Origin of the sequence: Variovorax paradoxus (genome assembly GCF_024734665.1) — a bacterium.
Lineage (GTDB): Bacteria > Pseudomonadota > Gammaproteobacteria > Burkholderiales > Burkholderiaceae_C > Variovorax.
Window position 1 is genome coordinate 7,241,743 of sequence record NZ_CP102931.1, and the last position, 19,597, is coordinate 7,261,339.

At 65.2% G+C, this 19,597-nt stretch carries 19 protein-coding genes; 11 read left to right on the forward strand and 8 right to left on the reverse strand.

From position 1 onward, the window contains the following. Positions 1 to 6 precede the first annotated feature (6 nt). The 5 genes from NWF24_RS33870 (at position 7) to NWF24_RS33890 (ending at position 6,401) form a co-directional block, all read left to right on the forward strand. Complete coding sequence (locus NWF24_RS33870; protein WP_258352336.1) at positions 7 to 1,320, forward strand: acyl-CoA dehydrogenase family protein; 1,314 nt, start codon at positions 7 to 9, stop codon at positions 1,318 to 1,320. Between the two features lie 80 nt (positions 1,321 to 1,400). Continuing rightward, the gene (locus tag NWF24_RS33875) at positions 1,401 to 2,801 is read left to right on the forward strand and encodes an MFS transporter (RefSeq protein WP_258352337.1); all 1,401 of its coding nucleotides are present in this window, start codon (positions 1,401 to 1,403) and stop codon (positions 2,799 to 2,801) included. A 96-nt stretch (positions 2,802 to 2,897) separates the two neighbouring features. After that, positions 2,898 to 4,322, forward strand: a complete 1,425-nt coding sequence (locus NWF24_RS33880; protein WP_258352338.1) for a FadR/GntR family transcriptional regulator — start codon at positions 2,898 to 2,900, stop codon at positions 4,320 to 4,322. Then, on the forward strand, positions 4,319 to 5,848 hold the full coding sequence (locus NWF24_RS33885; protein ID WP_258352339.1) for a DHA2 family efflux MFS transporter permease subunit: 1,530 nt from the start codon (positions 4,319 to 4,321) through the stop codon (positions 5,846 to 5,848). The genes NWF24_RS33880 and NWF24_RS33885 overlap by 4 nt, the downstream gene beginning before the upstream one ends. A gap of 130 nt (positions 5,849 to 5,978) precedes the next feature. Continuing rightward, positions 5,979 to 6,401, forward strand: a complete 423-nt coding sequence (locus NWF24_RS33890; RefSeq protein WP_258352340.1) for a nuclear transport factor 2 family protein — start codon at positions 5,979 to 5,981, stop codon at positions 6,399 to 6,401. A gap of 95 nt (positions 6,402 to 6,496) precedes the next feature. Here NWF24_RS33890 and NWF24_RS33895 read toward each other — a convergent pair whose 3' ends face one another. Genes NWF24_RS33895 through NWF24_RS33920 form a run of 6 tightly spaced genes read right to left on the reverse strand, consistent with a single transcriptional unit; the run spans position 6,497 to position 12,055 of the window. Continuing rightward, the gene (locus NWF24_RS33895) at positions 6,497 to 7,483 is read right to left on the reverse strand and encodes a Bug family tripartite tricarboxylate transporter substrate binding protein (RefSeq protein ID WP_258352341.1); all 987 of its coding nucleotides are present in this window, start codon (positions 7,481 to 7,483) and stop codon (positions 6,497 to 6,499) included. Positions 7,484 to 7,529: 46 nt separating this feature from the next. Beyond that, positions 7,530 to 8,420 carry an acetoacetate decarboxylase family protein gene (locus NWF24_RS33900; RefSeq protein ID WP_258352342.1) on the reverse strand — a complete coding sequence of 297 codons (891 nt, stop codon included), beginning with the start codon at positions 8,418 to 8,420 and terminating at the stop codon, positions 7,530 to 7,532. A 15-nt stretch (positions 8,421 to 8,435) separates the two neighbouring features. Next, positions 8,436 to 9,890: an aldehyde dehydrogenase gene (locus NWF24_RS33905; RefSeq protein ID WP_258352343.1), complete on the reverse strand. Its 1,455-nt coding sequence runs from the start codon at positions 9,888 to 9,890 to the stop codon at positions 8,436 to 8,438. A 30-nt stretch (positions 9,891 to 9,920) separates the two neighbouring features. Next, entirely contained in the window at positions 9,921 to 10,154 is a 234-nt protein-coding gene (locus NWF24_RS33910) for a hypothetical protein (RefSeq protein WP_258352344.1), read from the reverse strand. A 55-nt stretch (positions 10,155 to 10,209) separates the two neighbouring features. Then, complete coding sequence (locus tag NWF24_RS33915; protein WP_258352345.1) at positions 10,210 to 11,082, reverse strand: fumarylacetoacetate hydrolase family protein; 873 nt, start codon at positions 11,080 to 11,082, stop codon at positions 10,210 to 10,212. Positions 11,083 to 11,122: 40 nt separating this feature from the next. Continuing rightward, the gene (locus NWF24_RS33920) at positions 11,123 to 12,055 is read right to left on the reverse strand and encodes a VOC family protein (protein ID WP_258352346.1); all 933 of its coding nucleotides are present in this window, start codon (positions 12,053 to 12,055) and stop codon (positions 11,123 to 11,125) included. Between the two features lie 211 nt (positions 12,056 to 12,266). On the opposite strand from NWF24_RS33920, the gene NWF24_RS33925 reads away from it, so the two are divergent. The 6 genes from NWF24_RS33925 (at position 12,267) to NWF24_RS33950 (ending at position 17,548) form a co-directional block, all read left to right on the forward strand. Continuing rightward, on the forward strand, positions 12,267 to 12,995 hold the full coding sequence (locus NWF24_RS33925) for a GntR family transcriptional regulator (RefSeq protein ID WP_258352347.1): 729 nt from the start codon (positions 12,267 to 12,269) through the stop codon (positions 12,993 to 12,995). Between the two features lie 384 nt (positions 12,996 to 13,379). After that, positions 13,380 to 13,961, forward strand: a complete 582-nt coding sequence (locus NWF24_RS33930) for a TetR/AcrR family transcriptional regulator (RefSeq protein ID WP_258352348.1) — start codon at positions 13,380 to 13,382, stop codon at positions 13,959 to 13,961. Between the two features lie 584 nt (positions 13,962 to 14,545). Next, positions 14,546 to 15,511, forward strand: coding sequence for a LysR substrate-binding domain-containing protein (locus NWF24_RS33935; RefSeq protein ID WP_093059408.1), 966 nt, complete (start codon positions 14,546 to 14,548; stop codon positions 15,509 to 15,511). A 93-nt stretch (positions 15,512 to 15,604) separates the two neighbouring features. Continuing rightward, positions 15,605 to 16,180: a Dps family protein gene (locus NWF24_RS33940; protein ID WP_309148853.1), complete on the forward strand. Its 576-nt coding sequence runs from the start codon at positions 15,605 to 15,607 to the stop codon at positions 16,178 to 16,180. Further along, positions 16,170 to 17,069, forward strand: coding sequence for a 4-hydroxybenzoate octaprenyltransferase (gene ubiA, locus NWF24_RS33945; RefSeq protein WP_258352349.1), 900 nt, complete (start codon positions 16,170 to 16,172; stop codon positions 17,067 to 17,069). The genes NWF24_RS33940 and ubiA overlap by 11 nt, the downstream gene beginning before the upstream one ends. An 8-nt stretch (positions 17,070 to 17,077) precedes the next feature. Then, positions 17,078 to 17,548, forward strand: a complete 471-nt coding sequence (locus NWF24_RS33950) for a MaoC/PaaZ C-terminal domain-containing protein (RefSeq protein WP_258352350.1) — start codon at positions 17,078 to 17,080, stop codon at positions 17,546 to 17,548. 2 nt (positions 17,549 to 17,550) lie between these two features. Here NWF24_RS33950 and proC read toward each other — a convergent pair whose 3' ends face one another. Continuing rightward, entirely contained in the window at positions 17,551 to 18,408 is an 858-nt protein-coding gene (gene proC, locus NWF24_RS33955) for a pyrroline-5-carboxylate reductase (protein WP_258352351.1), read from the reverse strand. Next, positions 18,405 to 19,541, reverse strand: a complete 1,137-nt coding sequence (locus tag NWF24_RS33960) for an esterase-like activity of phytase family protein (RefSeq protein WP_258352352.1) — start codon at positions 19,539 to 19,541, stop codon at positions 18,405 to 18,407. The genes proC and NWF24_RS33960 overlap by 4 nt, the downstream gene beginning before the upstream one ends. Between the last annotated feature and the right edge of the window lie 56 nt (positions 19,542 to 19,597).

A 19,597-nucleotide genomic window follows, 5' to 3' on the forward strand; every position in this document is an offset into this window, starting at 1 on the left:
CGCGCCATGAAGATGAAAGAGTTTTCCATGCCGCCCGGCGCGGCTGCGAAGTTTGCGCAGTCGCCCTATCTGAGTGAAGCCGGTCAGCGAATCCGCGACGACTTGTCAGGCAAGCTCGACCTCCTGCGTACCCATGCCCGCGAGGGCGAGGAGCTCGGGGTGCTTGCGCCGGCGACGCTGCAGGCACTGCACGACGCCGGTGCCTTCAAGATCACGCTTCCCATCGAACTTGGCGGCTACGCGCTCGGCGCGCGCGACACCGCCGAGATCGTCAACGTCCTGGGCCGTGCAGATGCTTCGGCCGGCTGGACGGTGATCGTCTCCAGTGCTGCCCGCAATACGCTGGCCTTCTCGCAGCGCGCGCGCGACGAGGTCTTCAGCGAGGTCGACAGCTGGGTCGGTCCGCTGATGTTCGGTGCAACGATCCTGGCGCCGCACGTCGGCGAAGGTCGCAAGGTCGAGGGCGGCTTCATGGTCAAGGGCAAATGGCCTTTCGGCAGCGGCTGCCGCATCGCAGCCTGGGGCTCCGTGGGCATCGGGTATGTCGATCCGGAGACCGGCGCCCATCGTCGCGCAATGGGAATCGTGTCTCGGGATCAGTACGAGATTCTCGATGACTGGAAGGTCATGGGCCTGATGGCGACATCGAGCAACAGCGTGCGCGCGGCCGAAGAGGTGTTTGTCCCGGAATACCGCGTCGTTCACATGGACCAGCTGATCGGGCTCATCGATGGGCTGCGCGGCAAGTACCACGGGCTCGGCTTCATGCACAGCCCCATCGGTTCGATGGTGGCGATGACGATTGCCTTTGCATCGCTCGCCTGCGGCATGGCAAGGGGCGCGCTGGCGGCGTTCGTCGAGCAGGCGAAGAAACGGCCTCCGTTCAACGTCCCCTACGCCACGATGTCGGAGATGGCCTCCATCCAGGTGGTCGCCGGCAAGGCACGCGCGATCGTGAATGCCGCCGAAGCGGTGATCTACCGCCACGCGGACGAAGTCGACCGACGTGCGCTGGCTGGCGAGGATTTCCTGCCCCCGGACGAGCCGGAGATCACCATGGACCTGGTCCACCAGATCCACGAATGCCTGAAGGCCATTGATGGATTCCAGCTCGCGCTCGGCTCGTCGACGGTCAGCCTGACCAACCCGATCCAGCGCTTCGTGCGCGACATCCATGTGCTGGCGACGCATGGCGCGTTCCGCATCGATCCGATGGCTGAGATCAATGGCCGAGACATGCTCGGGCTGCCACCATTTCCGATGCTGGCGGCACTGGCGCCGCCGTCCGGCATGCCACCCGGACCACCACCGAAAGGCTGATATCGACGGATCGCAAGGCCGCTTGGCGGCCACCTAGATGGGGCTGAAGCTCCACTCAAAACCGTAATGGAGACAAAACAATGGCACAGACCTTAGATCAAACCTCGTTCACCAGAGGCGAGCCGTCCGCAACCCCTTGGAAAGACTATTTCCTCGACCTGGTTCAAGCGCCTGGCCGGGCGAAAGCCGCGCTGATCGGCTGCTTCATCCTGATGACGCTCAGCCCGGCAGGCCTTTCGGCAATGATGCCCTTCGTCACCGCGTCGTTCGCGGCCAAGACCGGCCGGTCGATGCCGGAGGCGCTGTTGCTGTTCGTCGCCATTCCGTTGCTGATCGCGCCGTTCGTCCTGCCGATCGCGGGCGCCTGGGTGGACAGATGGGGCGCCAGGAAGGTTGCGGTCCCTGCCACCATCCTGTACGCAGCGGCGACCGCGCTCGTGCCACTGAGCAGTGGGATCCTCTGGCTCTTCGGCCTGGTCATCGTGCTGGCCTCGATATTCGGGTTCATGGCGAGTCTGGCCGTTGTCTTCAAGGTGATCACGGGCTGGTTTCCTCGCCACCGCGGTATCGGCTTCGCCCTGATCGGTACGGTTTCAAGTCTCGCGAGCGCTTTCCTCTCGCCGGTGTTCTTTGCGTTGATTGGCAGTCCGACCGCGCCTGCGTCCGGACTTGGCTGGAATGGTGCCTACTATGTGGTCGCCGCCTGGATCGCAGCTCTGGCGATTCCGTCCGCCTTCTTCCTCCTGTCGGAGCCCGATGACGGGGTGGCACGTATCAAGTCTCCGGTGTCTGCCAAGCCTCCGACGGCGGCGGACATGCGGGACGTTCCGGGTGTTGCGTTGCGCAAGGCGCTTCGAACTCGCACGTGGATTTTCATCGCTGTGTCCCTGGCGCTGGCAGCCGCCGGACCGATGTCGGTGCGCCAGAACGCCGTCGGCTTCTTCGGCGAGCGGGGCTTCGATGCGGCGACTGTCGCAGTGTCGCAGTCGGTTCTGTTCATTGCGTCGATCGTAGGCCTGCTGTCTGGCGGATTGATGATGGACCGGGCGCGTCGCCCCTGGATCATCGTCCCGATCTTTGCAGCCGTGCCCCTCGGCCTCGTTCTCTCCTATGTCAATCATGGCAACTTGGCGGTCCTGTTCGTCGCCAACGCGCTTCTTGGCTTCGCGACAGGCGCCGAGTCTTCCCTGGGCCCATTCCTCATCGCGCGCTATTTCGGGCTGAAGTGCTTCGCGCAAATCCAGGGTCTCACCTTGGCGATCTCGACGCTGTTCCTCGGGCTCTCGCCTTTCCTGGTGAGCGCAATGCAGATGGCCACGGGCAGCTATCTGGTTCCGTTCGCCGCGCTGACCGTGTTGACCGCTCTGGCCGCGGTTCTCGCGATCTTCCTGCCAGCCTATCCGAGCGAATGGATTCATCCTGGCCGGCCGTATCGACCGACTGTTCCCGCCGCACCCGAGGACTTTGTCAGGGGACACTGAATACCGCTGGCACCAGCCAGGCGATCCGAAGAGAACCTGGCGATTCATCGATGCCGCGCAAGAGCGCCGGCACAAACAAGATCCTGGAGACATGCCATGAATATTCCTGGTCCTGGCAATGACGTCCGGCGGCAATTCAGCGATCGGATCGTCGGTCCGGACAGCAGGCCATACACGCTGACGCACCACACCGTGGCAGCGATGGCGCAGGACCTTTCCGTTCGCGGCTGGCCAGAGGGCCACCTGATCGGGTCGGTGTCGGAACTCAGGCAGCGATTCGGCGTCGGGCGCAAGGCCTGCCAGGAGGCCATCGCCATCCTGCAGACGCGACGGCTCATCCATGTGCGGCGAGGCGCGGGCGGTGGGCTCTACGTCTGCCGTCCGGGACTGCACGACACCGCTGAAGCGCTCATCCTGCACTTGCTCCTCAGTCGCACCTCGCCCCGTGCGCTGCATGACGCGCGCCTCATCCTTTGTCAGCTGACCATCCGCGCAATCATCGGACGCGGTCGGACGCACCCCAGCCGGAGTGCATCTGCGATTCCTTGCAACCTGCCCGGCTCGGAGTTCCGGCGCCGACTGTCACAAGTCTCGGGCAACGCGCCGATTGCCTTCCTGACGGATATCCTGGAAGAGGTGCAGCAGCGCTGCAATGCCGCCAATGTGAAAGTCGGGGCCAACCAGCCCCAGGTCCACGCCGGTCCATTGGAGGACGCGCTCCTGGCGGCCATCCGATCCGGCAACGTGGAGAGAGCGGACGTGCTCATGCGCGAGCATGTGCAGACGTTCGATGGCCCTGCGGCGAACGCGCCGACCGACATGGCGAACCTCGTCCCATCGATCGCCTTCTTCAACTCGAAGAGGTCGTGCGCGCGACTGGCGGGCCTGATCGTGGGAGAAATCCTGGCCCGCCCCTCCGGCGCGTCGATCAAGCTGGGGGCGGAGTGGGATGTAGGTGCCCGCCATGGCTACACCAGTGACATCGTGCGCCCGGCCTTGCGCATGCTTGAGGATCTCGGCATCGTTGCCTGCTGCCGGGGGCGCGCCGGCGGCGTGATCAGCACGCCGCCCAGCATCGCAACGGTCGTGCGCCTGGTCAGCTCGGGGATCGCAAGCTGCGGCATCTCGCCTGTGCAGAACTTCGAACTGGCAAGCCAACTCATGGTGGAGGGAGCCCGATTGGCCGCCCAACGCAACGAGGGTGCTGCGCCGACTTCGACGGGAGACGTCCCGCCGGGTCGGCTCGACACCCTGATGGATCTCATCGATGTTGAAAATGGACTTCTGGAGCTGATCGACAACCCGATCCTCAGCATCTTCGTGCGCAGCTTGGCACTGCAATCGTTCTCGAGCAACGGAGCCGGGCATCCGCCATCGCTCTCGGCCAAGGTGGGCTCGGCGATACGCGCCTGCAGCCTGCAGGTTTCACGCGCCATTCGCCATGGCGAGGCGACGGTCGCAGTGGATGCGGCCAAGCGCAAAAGCGAATTGATGCGCCCCGAAGTGGGAGGTGGTTCGTGAACATCGTCAACGACCCTTCTCAAGACATCGAGCCGGCTCGGCCGTCACCCGAAGCGCTGGATCCCTCTTTGCTGCGCGTCGCGGGAGTCGTCGTTCTCGGCGCGTTGATGTCGATTCTCGACACGACCGTCATCAATGTGGCGATCCGCGGTTTGACAACGGCATTCGACTCGCCGTTGGAAACGGTGCAATGGGTATCGACGGGCTACCTGCTGGCTCTGACCACGATCATCCCGCTCGCGGGCTGGGCGGCTGACCGGTTTGGCACCAAGCGCGTCTACATGACATCGATTCTTCTGTTCGTGACCGGGTCTGTCTTGTCGGGCGCAGCCTGGTCGATCTCGAGCCTCATCCTGTTTCGTGTGTTTCAAGGACTGGGTGGCGGCATGATCTTGCCAACGGGCATGACGATCCTGAGCCAGGTCGCAGGTCCTCGGCGGATGGGGCGGGTGATGGGCTTCGTCGGCGTTCCTGTCGTTCTGGGACCCGTGCTCGGCCCTACATTGGGGGGATGGCTGGTCGACGACGTCTCCTGGCGCTGGATCTTCTTCATCAATCTGCCGATTGGCGCCATTGCGCTGTACGCCGCGCACCGCGTATTCGTGGCCGACGAACCGAAGCTCGGGCACCCCTTGGATGGGCTCGGCCTGCTGTTGCTCTCCCCCGGGTTGGCCCTGTTCGTCTATGGCCTGGCCAAAGCCACAGGGACGGGGAGTCTGAACTCCATCGAAGCGGATGCCTGCGCGTTGACTGGTCTTGCGATGATCGTGGCCTTCGTGCTTCACGCCCGGCGCAGAGACGATGCGCTGATCGATGTTCGGCTGTTTGGCCGGCGCACTATCGCAGCCGCAGCGCTCACCAGCTTTCTACTGGGAGCGGCCTTCTTCGGTCTGTCGCTTTTGGTTCCCCTGTATTTCCAGATGCTGCGGGGCTATTCGGCCTTTGATACCGGGATGTTGATCGCGGCGGAGGGCCTTGGCGCGATGTTGGCAATGCCGCTTGCGAGCCATCTGACGGACAGGATCGGCGCCGGCAAGGTCGTCCTGGTTGGCATCACCTGCATCGTGATCTCTGTTCTGCTCCTGGGCACGACCCGGGCGACGACACCACTCTGGATCATCGAGGTCGCGCTGTTCATCGCGGGCCTGGGAAAGGGATCGACCATGATGCCGGCGACGAGCGCCGCGCTCAGTACATTGCGAAGACATGAGATCGCCAGAGCGACCAGTGGCTTGAACGTGCTGCAGCGCTCAGGCGGCGCCATCGGGACGGCGCTGTTCTCGGTCATCCTCACGCACGGAATCTCTCGCTTCGATCCGACTGGCGATGGCTCGTACGCCGGTGTCACGCCCCACGGTTACCAAGACGCCCCGCTCTGGCTCGTGCAAGTGTTCAGTCACACCTTTCTCTGGTCGCTCGTCATCGTCGCATTGGCTGGATGTGCCGCGCTGTTCTTGCTGGGCGACAAGGCAAAGGCCAAGAGAGATGGTGCCATGGCCGACGCAGCAGACGGCGACACCAGTTGAACGGTACGCCGAACCGCGTTCGAGTTCGCGCGTCGGCAGATCTTGTCACCCTCCTGAGACGTGACGCGACCTGCTGTGACTTCCAAGGCTCTTTTCGATAACTCACACTCTGTAAACAACGATCAAAACCATGACCCACCCAACCCAATCGACAGACCAAGAGGCTCGCAATCGTCAACTCGTGATGGACTTCTACAGGCATGTCTTCGACGCCCGCAATCCTGCGGCAGTCAAGGACTTCGTGGCCGAAGACTATCGCCAGCATGCCTCTCATTTGCCCGGCGGCCGCGCCGGCCTGGAGGCTCTGGTCGCAGAGACGTTTCGTGGCTTGCCGCCGCTTGCGGTCAAGCCGGACCTCATGATTCCTCCGACGTTGCTCGTCGCTGAGGGCGACATGGTGGTCATCGCAGGCGAATTTCCCCAGCCCGAGCCGGAGGATCCGACGCGCACCTATCCATTCTTCGTTTTCGATGCCTATCGCGTGCGCGATGGGAAACTCGCAGAGCATTGGAGCGGCATCAACAAGATCGCGCCCCCCAAGCATCCCGGGTGAGCGAGTGCGTCACTGCGTGCATCCACAGACGCAGTGGCCTGCCGGCGTCTTTCTGAAAAGTACTTGCCTATTGATGAATGGCCGCTGGCCTGCGCTCATTGCGGCTGCAGGTCCAATTCGCGCGCCATGGCCTGATACAGGCGGGCCTGGTTCGCGTAGAAATGTCCCAGCTGTTCCAGCGACATCGGTTCGGCGACCTCGACGCCATTGCTCTGCGAATAGCCGACGACCTCGGGGTCGCGCAGCGCGGACGCCACGGCCGCATGCAGCCGGCGCGTCGGGGCGTCCGGCAGCGCGCGCGCCACGAACACCGCAGCCCAGGCGCTGTAGACGAAATCTGCCAGGCGCTTGTCGCCCTGTTCCAGCGTCGGCACGCGGGGCAACCGGGGCGAGGCCGCCGCGGCGGTCAGGCCGTAGGCCTTGACCTTGCCCATCTCGATCAGGCTGGGAATATTGCCGCCCAAGGGCAGGAAGCTCAGATCGATCTGATCGCCCATCAGGTCCTGCAGCATCGGCGGCAGCCCTTTGTAGGGCACTGGCGTGATGGTCACGGCACTCTTGCGCGCCCACCGCTCGCCCATCAGATGGATCAGCGAACCGTAGCCGATATGCCCCAGGGTCAGCTCCTTGCCCGCCGGCTGACGTGCCAGGGCCAGCAGTTCGCTCAGGCTTGCCGCCGGCAGACCTGGCCGGCCGACCAGTACATAGGGTGTGGTGCCGACCAGCCCGACCATGCGCAGGTCTTCGGGCTTGTAGCGCGCACCGAGCATCGCCAGCGGCGTGAGGATGGGTTCCGTCTGGGAGGCAATCAGCAAGGGCGACGTCTCCGGCGCCGCGGTCAGCAGCCGGCGCACGCCCAGCGATCCACCCGCCCCCGGCAGGTTCTCGACGATCAGCGTGGCGCCCAGTTCTTTCTGCATCGCCGGCTGCATCTTGCGCGCCTGTGCGTCGGTGGGGTTGCCGGCCGGCTGGGGCACGATGAAGCTGATGGTCCCGCCAGGCTGCGCGCCGGCCAGGCGCGGCAACGAGGCCCATGTCGCCGCGCCGATCATCAGGTCTCTTCTGCGAATCGATACTGTCATGTCACACCATCCGATCAGGCAAAGACAGGAAAGCGCCCCCGGCCGCTCAGGCCGGTTCCAGCACGCGCAGGCCGTTGGTGGCGACCGCCACGCCCGGTGCGCTGAACTCGATCATCTCGGCGCTCAGGTACTCGAGGATCGGCAGCCCGGCGACGCCGTTGACCACGTGGTGGGTGGTGGGCAGTTGCTCGAAGCTGGCCGGGTTCCATTGGACCGAGCCACCGGTGGCGCGCCACTTGCGATACGTGGCATCGCCGAACCTGATGGTCTGGGCGCTGCTTTCCTCGCCAGCTCGAGGATGGGAGCAGGTCACGTAGGACACGTCGCTGCCGCCGGAGCCGAACGGCCCGGTGCGCGGCATGTACTTGTAGAAGATCGGCCCGCCCTTGGGACCGAGCAGACGCTTCTCCTGCACTTCCACCTCTTCCAGGCCATGCATTTCCAGCTCGAAGAACGTGTGATCGAACCAGGAGGCCTGGCCGGACAGCCTGCCCGTCTCGGGCCGCAGGCGGACATCGGGGATGTCGGCAAAGAGCTTCGGAAAGCCCAGTTCCTCGCGGCCCGTCGTGATCGCGTCGGGGCGGCCTTCCCAAAGCACCAGGCACAGCGCACCTTCGATGCGCTGGTCCTTGCCGTCATAGGTGACCGGCACTTCGACATTGACGATGCCGTAGCCGCGGCCGGCGAGCCAGTACAGATCGCGAAAGAAGCCCAGCGTGACGTGAACTTCCGGTGCTGTCAGCTGGAAGCCCGCAGGCAGCAGTGCCTCCAGCCTGGCACGGTCCGAACGGTAGGCGATGGTCGCCCATTGCACGTTGGCGGTGCCGCTTTCCTCGGCGGTCCAGGGCGTGCCATCCGTTTTTTGCCGCGGACCTGGCGCCGGGCCGAAGACCACGGGCATGCGATAGCGCACATTGGATTTGAATTCGAACGTCATGAGGGCTCCTGGTATTCAGAACGGGTAGTGGCGCGTTGTCGTCTGCACGGTCAGCCAACGCAGTTCGGTGAATTCATGCACGCCGGCGCGGCCGCCGAAGCGGCCGACGCCGCTGGCCTTGACGCCGCCAAACGGCATCTGGGCCTCGTCATGCACCGTCGGTCCGTTGATGTGGCAGATGCCGGACTCGATGCGCTTGGCGACCTCCAGTGCGCGCGCGGTGTCGCGGCCGAAGACGGCCGATGCGAGGCCGTACTCGTTGTCGTTGGCGCAGGCGATGGCCGCCTCGACGCCGTCGACGCGCACGATGGCCTTGACCGGGCCGAACGATTCCTCGCCATAGATCTTCATCGCCGGTGTCACATGGTCGAGTAAGGTGGCGGGGAACAAGGTGTCGCTGGCCTTGCCGCCGCAGACCAGGGTCGCGCCCTTGGCCAGCGCGTCGTCGATCAGGTCGTTGCAGCGCGCCACGGCGTTCATGTCGACCACCGAGCCCAGCACCACCGGCGCCGGTCCACGCGGATCGCCGTGCGGCAGGGATTTCGCCTTGACGGCCAGCTTGGCCACGAACTCGTCTGCCACCTTGGCGTCGACGATGATGCGTTCGGTCGACATGCAGATCTGGCCCGAATTCGCGAAGGCCCCGAACGCGGTGCCGCTGACTGCGGCGTCCAGGTCGGCATCATCCAGCACCAGCAGCGGCGCCTTGCCGCCCAGCTCGAGCACGACCGGCTTGAGATGCGTCGCGCACAGCTGCGCGATGATGCGGCCGACGCGGGTCGAGCCGGTGAAGTTCACGCGACGCACGGCCGGGTGGGCAATCATCGCCTCCACCACCGCGCCCGCATCGGCGGGCGCATTCGTCACGAAGTTCACGACACCGTCGGGCAGGCCAGCTTCCTGCAACACCTCGATGATCAGCTGGTGGGTGCGTGGGCACAGCTCCGAGCCTTTCAGCACCACCGTATTGCCGCAGGCCAGCGGGGTGGCGATCGCGCGCACGCCCAGGATCACCGGCGCGTTCCAGGGGGCCATGCCCAGCACCACGCCGGCCGGCTGCCGCACCGCGAGGGCCAGGCTTCCGGGCACATCCGAAGGGATGACCTCGCCGCTGATCTGCGAGGTCAGCGCCGCGGCCTCCTGCAGCATGCCCACGGCCAGCTGCGCATTGAAGCCGCCCCACAGGCCGGTGGCGCCGGTCTCGGCGGACATCGCCTCGATGAACTGGGGCGTCTTGGCTTGCAGCACCGCAGCCGCCTTCAGCAGCAGCCCACGGCGTTCGCTCGGGCCCATGGCGGCCCAAGCGGGGAAGGCAGCGGCGGCGGCCTCGACGGCGGCCGTCGCATCCGCCACGGTGGCGGCGGCGGCGCGCGAGACGACTTGCTCCGATATCGGGTTGCGCCGCTCGAAGGAGGCGCCGCCGGTCGCCGCGCGGGACTGGCCGCCGATCAGCAGTTGAACATCAAACATGAGTCATTCCTTGGATGAAAAAGGGGAAATTCATTGCGCCACCAACCTGACCACCTGGGCCAGGCGCCGGTAGCGGGCCGTCTGCTCGGTCAACATGCGCTCGGCTTCGTCCAGCGTCATTGGCCTGCCGGGCACTGAGCCGCCCGACGCGATCTGTCGGCGAAACTCCGTGTCCTGCACGGCCTGACCGATCGCACCGTTCAGGCGCTGCGCGACCTCCAGTGGCACGGTGCGTGGCACGAACAGCTCACTCGCCAGGGGCATGGCAGGCTCCAATCGGTAGGGGTTCGGCGATGGCCGTTGCGGTCGGTCGCTTTTTTCAGGCGAAGTCCGGCTCGGGCAGCACGCGGTTCTCGATATGGCCGAGTCCCTCGATGGCCACCTTGACCACATCGCCCGGCTGCAGGAACTTGCCCAGCGCAATGCCGACGTTGGCGCAGGTGCCGGTGGCGATGAGGTCGCCCGGCTCCAGGGTCATCACCTGCGACAGCTCGTGGATCTGCTGCCAGATGTTGTAGATCATCCCGCCGGTGCTCGAACTCTGTCGCTGCTCGCCGTTGACCCACAGCGTCATCTGCAGGGCATGCGGATCGGCGATCTCATCGGCCGTCGTGATCCACGGGCCGATCGGTCCGTGGCTGTCGAAGGACTTGCCGAGGGTGAAGGTGGGGCTCTTGAACTGCCAGTCGCGCGCCGTCACGTCGTTGCAGACGAAGTAACCGCCGACCACGCTGGGCGCATCTTCCACGCTCACATAGCGGCAGCGCTTGCCGATGACGACGCCCATTTCCGCCTCGTAGTCCATCTGCTCGGAGACGCGCGGCTTGAAGATCGGATCGAAGGGACCGGTGATGCAGCTGACCTGCTTGTTGAACCAGAGCTGGTTCTTGGGCACCGGCACGCCGGCGCGCGCGGCCTCCTGCGCATGGTCGTGGTAGTTCATGCCGATGGCCATGTACTTCTGCGCATCGGGAATCGGCGCCTCGAGCTTGACGTCGACCAGCGCAATGCCGACGTGCTGCTGGCGCACCAGCGCCTCGCTCAGCCGCTGGATCAGCGCAGGGCCGGCCGCCAGGATCTGGCGGATGCTTGCCGGCGCGGCGGGGTCCAACGTGGCGAGCGGGACGATGCGATCGTCGAGGACGGCACCGATGCCGGTGCGGTTGTCGAAGGTGTAACGGGCGAGTTTCATGGCGTGCTGCTGGAGTTGCGGCTCAGGTGGTGAAGGAGGCTCAGGCGAAAAATTCCGGGGACAAGGCCGGCGCCCATTGCCGCAGCTCGTCGTTGTTGATCTGCGCAGTGCCCACGGGTGTGTGGTCGTTGACCAGGTCGCCGTCGGTCCAATGCTCGACCTTGTTGCCGAAGGGATCGCGCCAGTAGTCGAAGATCTGGCTGCCTTGCACATGGCGCCCGACGCCCCATGAGTGCTGCCAGCCGCCAGCCTTGAGGTGCTCGCCGCCCAGGACCACATCGTCCAGGTCCAGCACCTCGAAGGCGCTGTGATCGAAGCGCGCGGGGCCATCGGGTGAAGCGATCAGTGCCACGGTGTGGTGGTCGGTCCACTGCTCGCCGAGCCCGCAATGCATGAAGGCGGCAATGACGTTGCCCTCCTGGCCCGCCCAGTACGTGTCGGACACGCGCAGGCCCAGCACATCGCGGTAGAAGGCCAGGGTCTTGGCAAAGTCGGGCACCAGCAGGACCAGATGACCCAGCCGCATCACCGAGCAGGGGCCGGGCTTCAGGCGTATCGCCTTGCCGAGTCGGCGGCGCTCGCCCGGCGAGTTCATCGTGATCGGCGCGCGCGTGGGCAGCGGCGGGTGCTGTGCCTGCCCATGGATCACATCGACCAGAAAACCGGCGGGATCGGTGATGCGCACCCGCTGGCCGCCGCCCGGCTCGGGGTTGTCTTCGACTGCAACGCCCAGCTTCTCGGCCAGGCGCGCGAGATCGCTCGCGCTGCCGGCGCGCAGCCCGAAGCCGACGCTCGCGTTCTCGGCGCCAAGTTCGCTCACATGCACATGGTGGGCCGAGCCAGCCGCCCGCATGTACAGGGCGGTGGACGTGCGAGCGGCGAGTTGCAGACCGAACTCGTTGAGAAAGCATTCCATCTTGTCCAGATCCGGAACCTGGTACCGGACAAAGGCGATGTCCTGCACAGCAATCATGGGTGAAAACTCCTTGGGGAAGCGACGAAACAGGCAGGCGCTTTTGCACCGAGTCGCGCTGCTCGACTGCCAGAAGATTAAATCCAAAATTATCGATAAAACATAGGAATAACCATTATTTTGAAAGATGGACGCCAAGCCTTGTTTCAACGATCATTCGTTCATTACGATGGAGGAGCGCTTCTTCTGAAGCGCGGCGTCGACAAAACGAATGGAATTCGTCACCCCCGCTCCCAGTGCCAAGAGCCTGGCAACCCAGGCCTTCGAGCGCCTGCGCGCCGATATCCTCGGAGGCCAGTTGCGACCCGAGATGCGGTTGCGCATCCAGGCGCTGTCCGAGCGTTATGGCATCGGCCCCACGGCCATCCGCGAGGCCCTGTCCCGCCTCGTGACCGATGGCCTTGTCGAGGTGCAAGACCAGCGGGGCTTCTGCGTCGCCAGCGTGTCGCGCGAGGAGCTGACAGACCTCACGCGCACCCGCATCGAGGTGGAATCACTCGCACTGCACGGCGCGATCGCGGACGGCGATCTGGAATGGGAGTCCGGCATCCTGTCCGCCTTTCACCGGCTGTCGAAGACGCCCGTGCCCTCCTCACCCGAGCTGCATGCCCCATGGGCGGCGGCGCATCGACAGTTCCACGAAGCCTTGGTTGCAGGCTGCTCATCGCAATGGACACTGCGCCTGTGCCGCCTGCTCTACGACCAGTCCGAGCGCTACCGCAATCTGGCCGAACGCTACACCTCGCGGCAGAAACGCGACCCGATCGCCGAACACCGCGAAATGATGGACGCAGCCATTTCCCGACAGCCCGACAAGGCGGTGCAACTGCTGCATGCGCATTTCTGGGAAACCACGGAAATCATCCTGCAGGCGGTCTTCGGCGATGGCGGCAAGAACCAGGCAAAGCCAGCACACGCGCGGAAAGAGCGCGGCAGTTGAAGAAGAAAGGCGCTGCAGCCCGAAGTCGAGGCGTAGATCCTCGACTCTGGCAAACCCAGTAGGTGCGGCCGCCTACGCTGGCACCACCTGGCCAAGGTGGTCACCGCGCGACCCCTTCTTGCGGAGTGCGACGTGCCTGGCACCTTCGTGGCGGCGATTGATTTCACATTAACCTGGCCCGAACGCCCATCTCGTGCACAGGTGACACCGCATCCAAGCTGGCAGCGGCCAGGAACGCGACAACGGCGATTAAATATACAGTAATGTACCGAAATGAATTTCAGTCATAGTGAATTTTCAATTAAAACAGTCAGAGTTGTATAAAAATAAGGACGCCCGCAGATGCGAGTAAAGACCGAAGCAAAGCGCGATGCCATCGTCCAGGTGGCATCGGAAGTCTTCAGGGAACTGGGGTTCAAGGGGGCCTCCATCGTGGAGATCGCCGCGCGCGTGGGCGGCTCCAGGGCAACGCTCTACGGCTATTTCAGCTCCAAGGAGGAGTTGTTCGTTGCCGTGATCCACGCCTCTGCAAGCAAACACTTCGGCCCCATCTTCACGGCGCTGGCGCAGGAGGGCGAGGACGACCTTGCGCAGGTGCTACAGCGCTTCGGCGAGAAGGTCCTGGCCGTGGTGTGCTCGCAAGAGGTCATCCAGGCGCACAGGGCGGTGATCGCCGAATCCGGCCGCAGCGACATCGGGCGGCTTTTCTACGAGGGCGGGCCCAAGAAGGGCGTGACCGCGATGGCAGACTTCCTGGCCCAGCAGATGCACAAGGGCCGGCTGCGGCCGGCCGACCCTGTCTTGGCGGCACACGATCTGATGAGCCTTCTCGATTCGCAGACCGTCAAGCCGAGCCTGTTTGGCATCCAGGGGCCGTTGACCCGCAAGGAACTTCGTGAGGCGACGCGGCACGCCGTGCAGGTGTTTCTTGGCGGATACGCTGCAGGAGGCAAGACCGCCGAGTGAAAAGCCTGCAGCCCGCTCGGGCTGCTCTTTCGTTGAATGAGCTATGCATTGCGACCGAGACTGCCGCCTGCGGTATCAAGTAAGCCGAGGTTTTTTGGGGATGCTGTGGTTTGATGAAATCTCCACGCGCATTGTTCCAAGGTGCTTGCCTCAGGCCTTCGCCAGCGCAGCAATCTCCGTCGCGCCGAGCGCGCCGCTGTAGAGGCGCAAATCGTCCAAGCGCCCTTGCAGATCGGGTTCGCTGGAATACTGCGATGCGTATTCCGGTCCGATCTGGGCACCTGTTCCGGTTCAATCTGAGCATCTGTTTCGATTCGACCTGAGCCCCAGCTCCAGGCTGTCCGATGAGGGTGCGTGAGGTGATCTTCTCCAAGGAGTACGTTTCCGGAAAGCAATCCCACCAGCTTTGCAGGCGGCTCTACTACTTCGAACCACCGGTATCGCGAGCACTTGCTGGGTTGGGGACTTTCGAAGCCCTGACTGTTGATTTCCATCCAGAAGTGACCCATTTGACACTCTGTTAGGAGCCTTTAAGACCCCAAGCCCGCCCGGTCACACACCCTTGCGCATAATTGACGCAAGCTATGACTCTCACCGAACTCAAATACATCGTCGCAGTAGCCCGCGAACGGCACTTCGGCAAGGCGGCCGAGGCCTGCTACGTTTCACAGCCGACCCTCTCGGTCGCTATCAAGAAGCTCGAGGACGAACTCGAAGTCAAGCTCTTCGAGCGCAGCGCCGGCGAAGTGACCGTCACGCCGCTGGGCGAGCAGATCGTGCAGCAGGCGCAGAGCGTGCTCGACCAGGCGGCCAGCATCAAGGAAATTGCCAAGCGCGGCAAAGATCCGCTGGCAGGCCCGCTGAACCTGGGCGTGATCTACACCATCGGGCCGTACCTGCTGCCCGACCTCGTGCGCCAGGTGATCGCGCGCACGCCGCAGATGCCACTGGTGCTGCAGGAGAACTTCACCGCCAAGCTGCTCGAGATGCTGCGCGCCGGCGAGATCGACTGTGCCATCATGGCCGAGCCCTTTCCCGACACCGGCCTCGCGATGGCGCCGCTGTACGACGAGCCCTTCATGGCGGCGCTGCCCAACAAGCACAAGTTCGCCGACCGCGAATCGATCACCTCCGAAGAGCTGCAGAGCGAAACCATGCTGCTGCTGGGCACCGGCCACTGCTTCCGCGACCACGTGCTGGAAGTGTGCCCGGAGTTCGCGCGTTTCTCCAGCAATGCCGAAGGCATCCGCAAGAGCTTCGAAGGCTCGTCGCTCGAAACCATCAAGCACATGGTGGCCTCGGGCATGGGCGTGACGCTGGTGCCGCGCCTGTCGGTGCCGGCCGAGGCGATCAAGCCCAAGGTCAAGGGCCGCAAGGAGCCCGAGCAGATGGTGCGCTACCTGCCGGTGCGCGATGCGCACGACCGCGACCCGCCAACGCGCCGCGTGGTGCTCGCATGGCGGCGCACCTTCACACGCTACGAGGCGATTGCGGCGCTGCGCAACGCGATCTATGCGTGCGAGCTGCCGGGCGTCAAGCGCCTGTCGTAGATCGCTGGGATAGAGTCACGCTGTTGCGAAGCTGCTTGCCGGCTTTCAGAATCCAGGTGTTCTCCCCTCCAAATTGAAGAAAGACCTTCCGCCATGGCCAAAGCCTCGAAGAAATCATCGTCTACTTCCTCTGCCGGCAAGGTGCCCAAGAAGGGCGGCGCGGTGGTCGCGCAGGAGTCGGGCAGCCGCAATGCGCCGATCATCAACATCGGCATCGAGCGCCAGGACCGCGCCGCCATCGCCGAAGGCCTGAGCCGCGTGCTGGCCGACACCTACACGCTCTACCTCACCACGCACAACTTCCACTGGAACGTGACGGGCCCGCATTTCAATTCGCTGCATGCGATGTTCATGGGCCAGTACACCGAGCTGTGGGGCGCCACCGACGTACTGGCCGAGCGCATCCGCGCCCTCGGCCACTACGCGCCGGGCTCGTACGCCGAGTTCAGCAAGATCGCCACCGTGCCCGACGTGCCGCAGACCCCGCCCAAGGCAATGGAGATGGTGCGCATCCTGGTGAAGGGCCACGAAACCGTGTCGCGCATCGCGCGCGAATTCATTCCGGTCGCCGAAGAAGCCGGCGACGACCCGACGGCTGACATGCTGACCGCGCGCTGCACGGTGCACGATCAAACGGCCTGGATGCTGCGTTCGCTCCTTGAAGACTGAATCCGCTCCCCCCGTCACTGCGCCCGCGCCTCCTCGCGGGCGTTTTGCGTTGTACCTCGACCTGATCCGCTGGAACCGTCCGGCGGGCTGGCTGCTGCTGCTGTGGCCCACTCTTGGCGCGCTCTGGTTCGCGGCGGGCGGCTGGCCGGGCTGGCATTTGCTGATCGTGTTCACGCTCGGCACCTTCCTTATGCGCAGCGCGGGCTGCTGCGTCAACGACGTGGCCGACCGCGACTTCGACCGTCATGTGAAGCGCACGGCGCAACGGCCCGTCACCAGCGGCGCGATGTCGGTCAGGGAAGCGCTTGGGCTGGGCGTGGTGCTGGCACTGGCGGCCTTCGGCCTGGTGCTCACGACCAACCGCACGACGGTGCTGTGGTCGTTCGCGGCGCTGGCCATCACGCTGATCTATCCGTTTGCGAAGCGTTTTGTCTCGGTCCCGCAGGCGGTGCTGGGCATCGCCTTCAGCTTCGGCATTCCGATGGCCTTTGCGGCGGTGCAGTCGACCGTGCCGGTCTTTGCCGCGTGGCTGCTCGCAGGCAATCTGTTCTGGGTGCTGGCCTACGACACCGAGTACGCGATGGTCGATCGCGACGACGACCTCAAGATCGGCATGAAGACTTCGGCCATCACCTTCGGCCGCTTCGACGTGGCGGCAGTGATGGCGAGCTACGCGATCTTTCTCGCGGTCTGGACTTGGGCTGGAGCGAGCCGTTCGCTGGGCGTGCTGTTCTACGTGGGCATTGCCGTGGCCGTGGCGCAGGCGCTGTGGCACTGGCGGTTGATTCGCGACCGCACACGCGAAGGCTGCTTCAAGGCCTTCCGCCTGAACCACTGGTTGGGCTTCACGGTGTTTGCCGGCGTCGTGGCCGGCTACGCCGTTCGCTGAGAGAGCGCATGCTGGAACGACTGAAGCAGAAGATCGGCCAGGAGGGCTTCTCCGAATGGCACCGCATCACGCAGGAGATGGTCGATCGCTACTCGGAGCTGTCGGGCGACGGCGAGGGCGAGTGGATTCACCTCGACCCCGAGCGCGCGGCGCGTGAGGCGGGCTACGGCGGCACCATCGTGCAGGGCTTCTTCCAGGTCTCGCACCTGATCCGGCTGACCGCCGAAGCCATGCGTACGCTGCTGCCCTTCGATTCGAACCATGCGCTCAACTACGGCTTCGACCGTCTGCGCTTCGTGCGGCCGATGCCGGTGGGCGCGCGCTTCAGGGCAAGGGTGCGCATCGCGGAAGTGACGCCCAAGCCCGGCAACAGCTTTCTGCTGAAGGAAGAAGTCTGGCTCGAGCTGGAGGACGGCACGGTCACGCTGGCCGCCGAATGGCTGTTCTTCCTCGGGCCGCGCGCGCTGCCCGAGGCCTGAAATCAGTCGCGGCCGAATTCCTCGCCCAGCTCGGCGGCGCGCTTCTGTGCTGCACGGATCGCGGTCTTGAATTGCGCCTTCACGTCGGCAGCCTGCAGCGAGGTGATGGCCGCGTAGGTCGTGCCGCCCTTGGAGGTCACGCGTTCGCGCAGCACCGATGGTGGCTCGGTTGCACTGTGCGCCAGTGCCGAGGCGCCAGTGAAGGTGCCGATGGCCAGCCGCTGCGCCTGGTCGGGCGTGAGGCCCATCTCGACGCCGGCTTCGGTCATCGCCTCGATGAAATAGAACACGTACGCCGGGCCCGAGCCGGACATGGCGGTCACGGCGTCGAGCGCCGGTTCGGCATCGACCCAGATCAGTTCACCGGTGGGCGCCAGCAACTTCGCGACCGTCGAGCGGTCGGTGCTCTCGACGCCGGGGCGGGCGAAAAGGCCCGTCATGCCCTTGCCCACCAGCGCGGGCGTGTTGGGCATGGCGCGCACCACGCGTTCCGTGCCCAGCCAGCGGGCGATGCTGCCGGACGGAATGCCCGCGGCCACGCTCAGGTGCAGGGCGTCTTCGGCAAAGTCGCGCACCGCGCGGGCGGCTTCGGCAAAGGTCTGGGGCTTGACCGCCCACACCACCACGCCGCAGCGCGACAAGGCCTCGCCCGCCTCGGCCTTCGCGACGATGCCGAAGGACTGGGCCAGCTTCGTGCGGGCCTCCTCGAAGGGCTCGACCACCTCGAACGCATCCGCCGGGGTGCCTTGCTGGATCAGCCCGCCGATGATGGCGCTGGCCATGTTGCCGCCTCCGATGAAGGCGACGGGGGGCAGCGGCGCGGGGCCGGTGCGGGGCAGGAAGGTCACGGCGATGGTCATGGTCGGTCGGCGTATTCGAAGGCTGCGAACTGGGTGATTTGAAGCGGATTGAAATTGTCGTCGCTCACGACCACCAGCATGCGCTTGCCGTTCGGCAGGGGTGGCCCCCAGCACATGCCTTCGGTGTTGTCGAGGCGGGACAGGCCGAGCGCGGCGAAGTCGGCCACCAGCGTCTTGGCCGCCGGCCGGTGGTTGCCAGATGCCAGCGTGTCGACCGCAAGCACGTCGCTGGCGGCGCGGGTGTCGATTTCGTAGAGGCGCAGCGAGTTGCCGGCGCCGGTGGCGTAGGCGCGCTCCAGCACCAGCATGCGGTCGGCGTCGAGCATCAGGATCTCGCTTACGCCGTTGTCGGCGTAGCTGCCGGGAATCAGCGGGCGCAGCGGGATGGCGTCGGGTATGTAGGCGATCTGGCGGTCGGCCTGGCCGGTTTCCAGGTCGATCCGGCTAAAGCGGCAGGGGCCGCCGGGCGCGCTGGTGGTGGGCTCGGGACCGTCCTGGATCAGGGCGTTTTCCATCGCCAGCCAGGCGAAACGGCCGTCGGGGGTGAGGGTGACGCCTTCGAAGGCCAGGTTGTCGCGCGGGCCGCGGCGCTGGGCCGGGTCGGGCTGGAACATTGCCGGCATCGGGAATTCGCGCAGGAAGCGGCCGTCGCGGGCCGATTCGTACAGCGCAGGGCCGAAGCCGCGGGCGATGTCGCCTTCGCTGGTCCAGAGCAAGGTGTTGGTCGTGGGGCGCAGCCGCAGGGCTTCGGGGTCGGGCACGGGAAGCCCGTCGACCGCGTGGCGCCGGTTCGGCCAAGGCCCGCCGCCAGGGCGTTGCAGCTGCACCACGCCTGCCGGCTCGGGCTGTTGCTCGGCTTGCGGATGGGGCCAGCGGGCGATGTAGTAGCGTGCGGGCGCCAGGTCTGACCGGTCATCGCTGATGAGCAGGTACTCACCTCGGATCGGGTCGTAGTCGATGCCGGAGAGGCCGCCGACCACGGTACCTTCTATATGAAGGCGGTGCGGCCAGCGCGCCTCGCCAATGCGGCGCAGCCGGCCAGGGTCCGGATTCGGAGTCGCGCTCTTGCAGCCAGCCAGGCCCAGCGCTGCCAGGGCGGCTCCGCCCGCCAGCAGGTGACGTCGCTGGAGCAATGAGGGCGAAAACGAGGATTTCAGGGGCTGGCGCACGCCCCGGAGTCTAGTGGCAG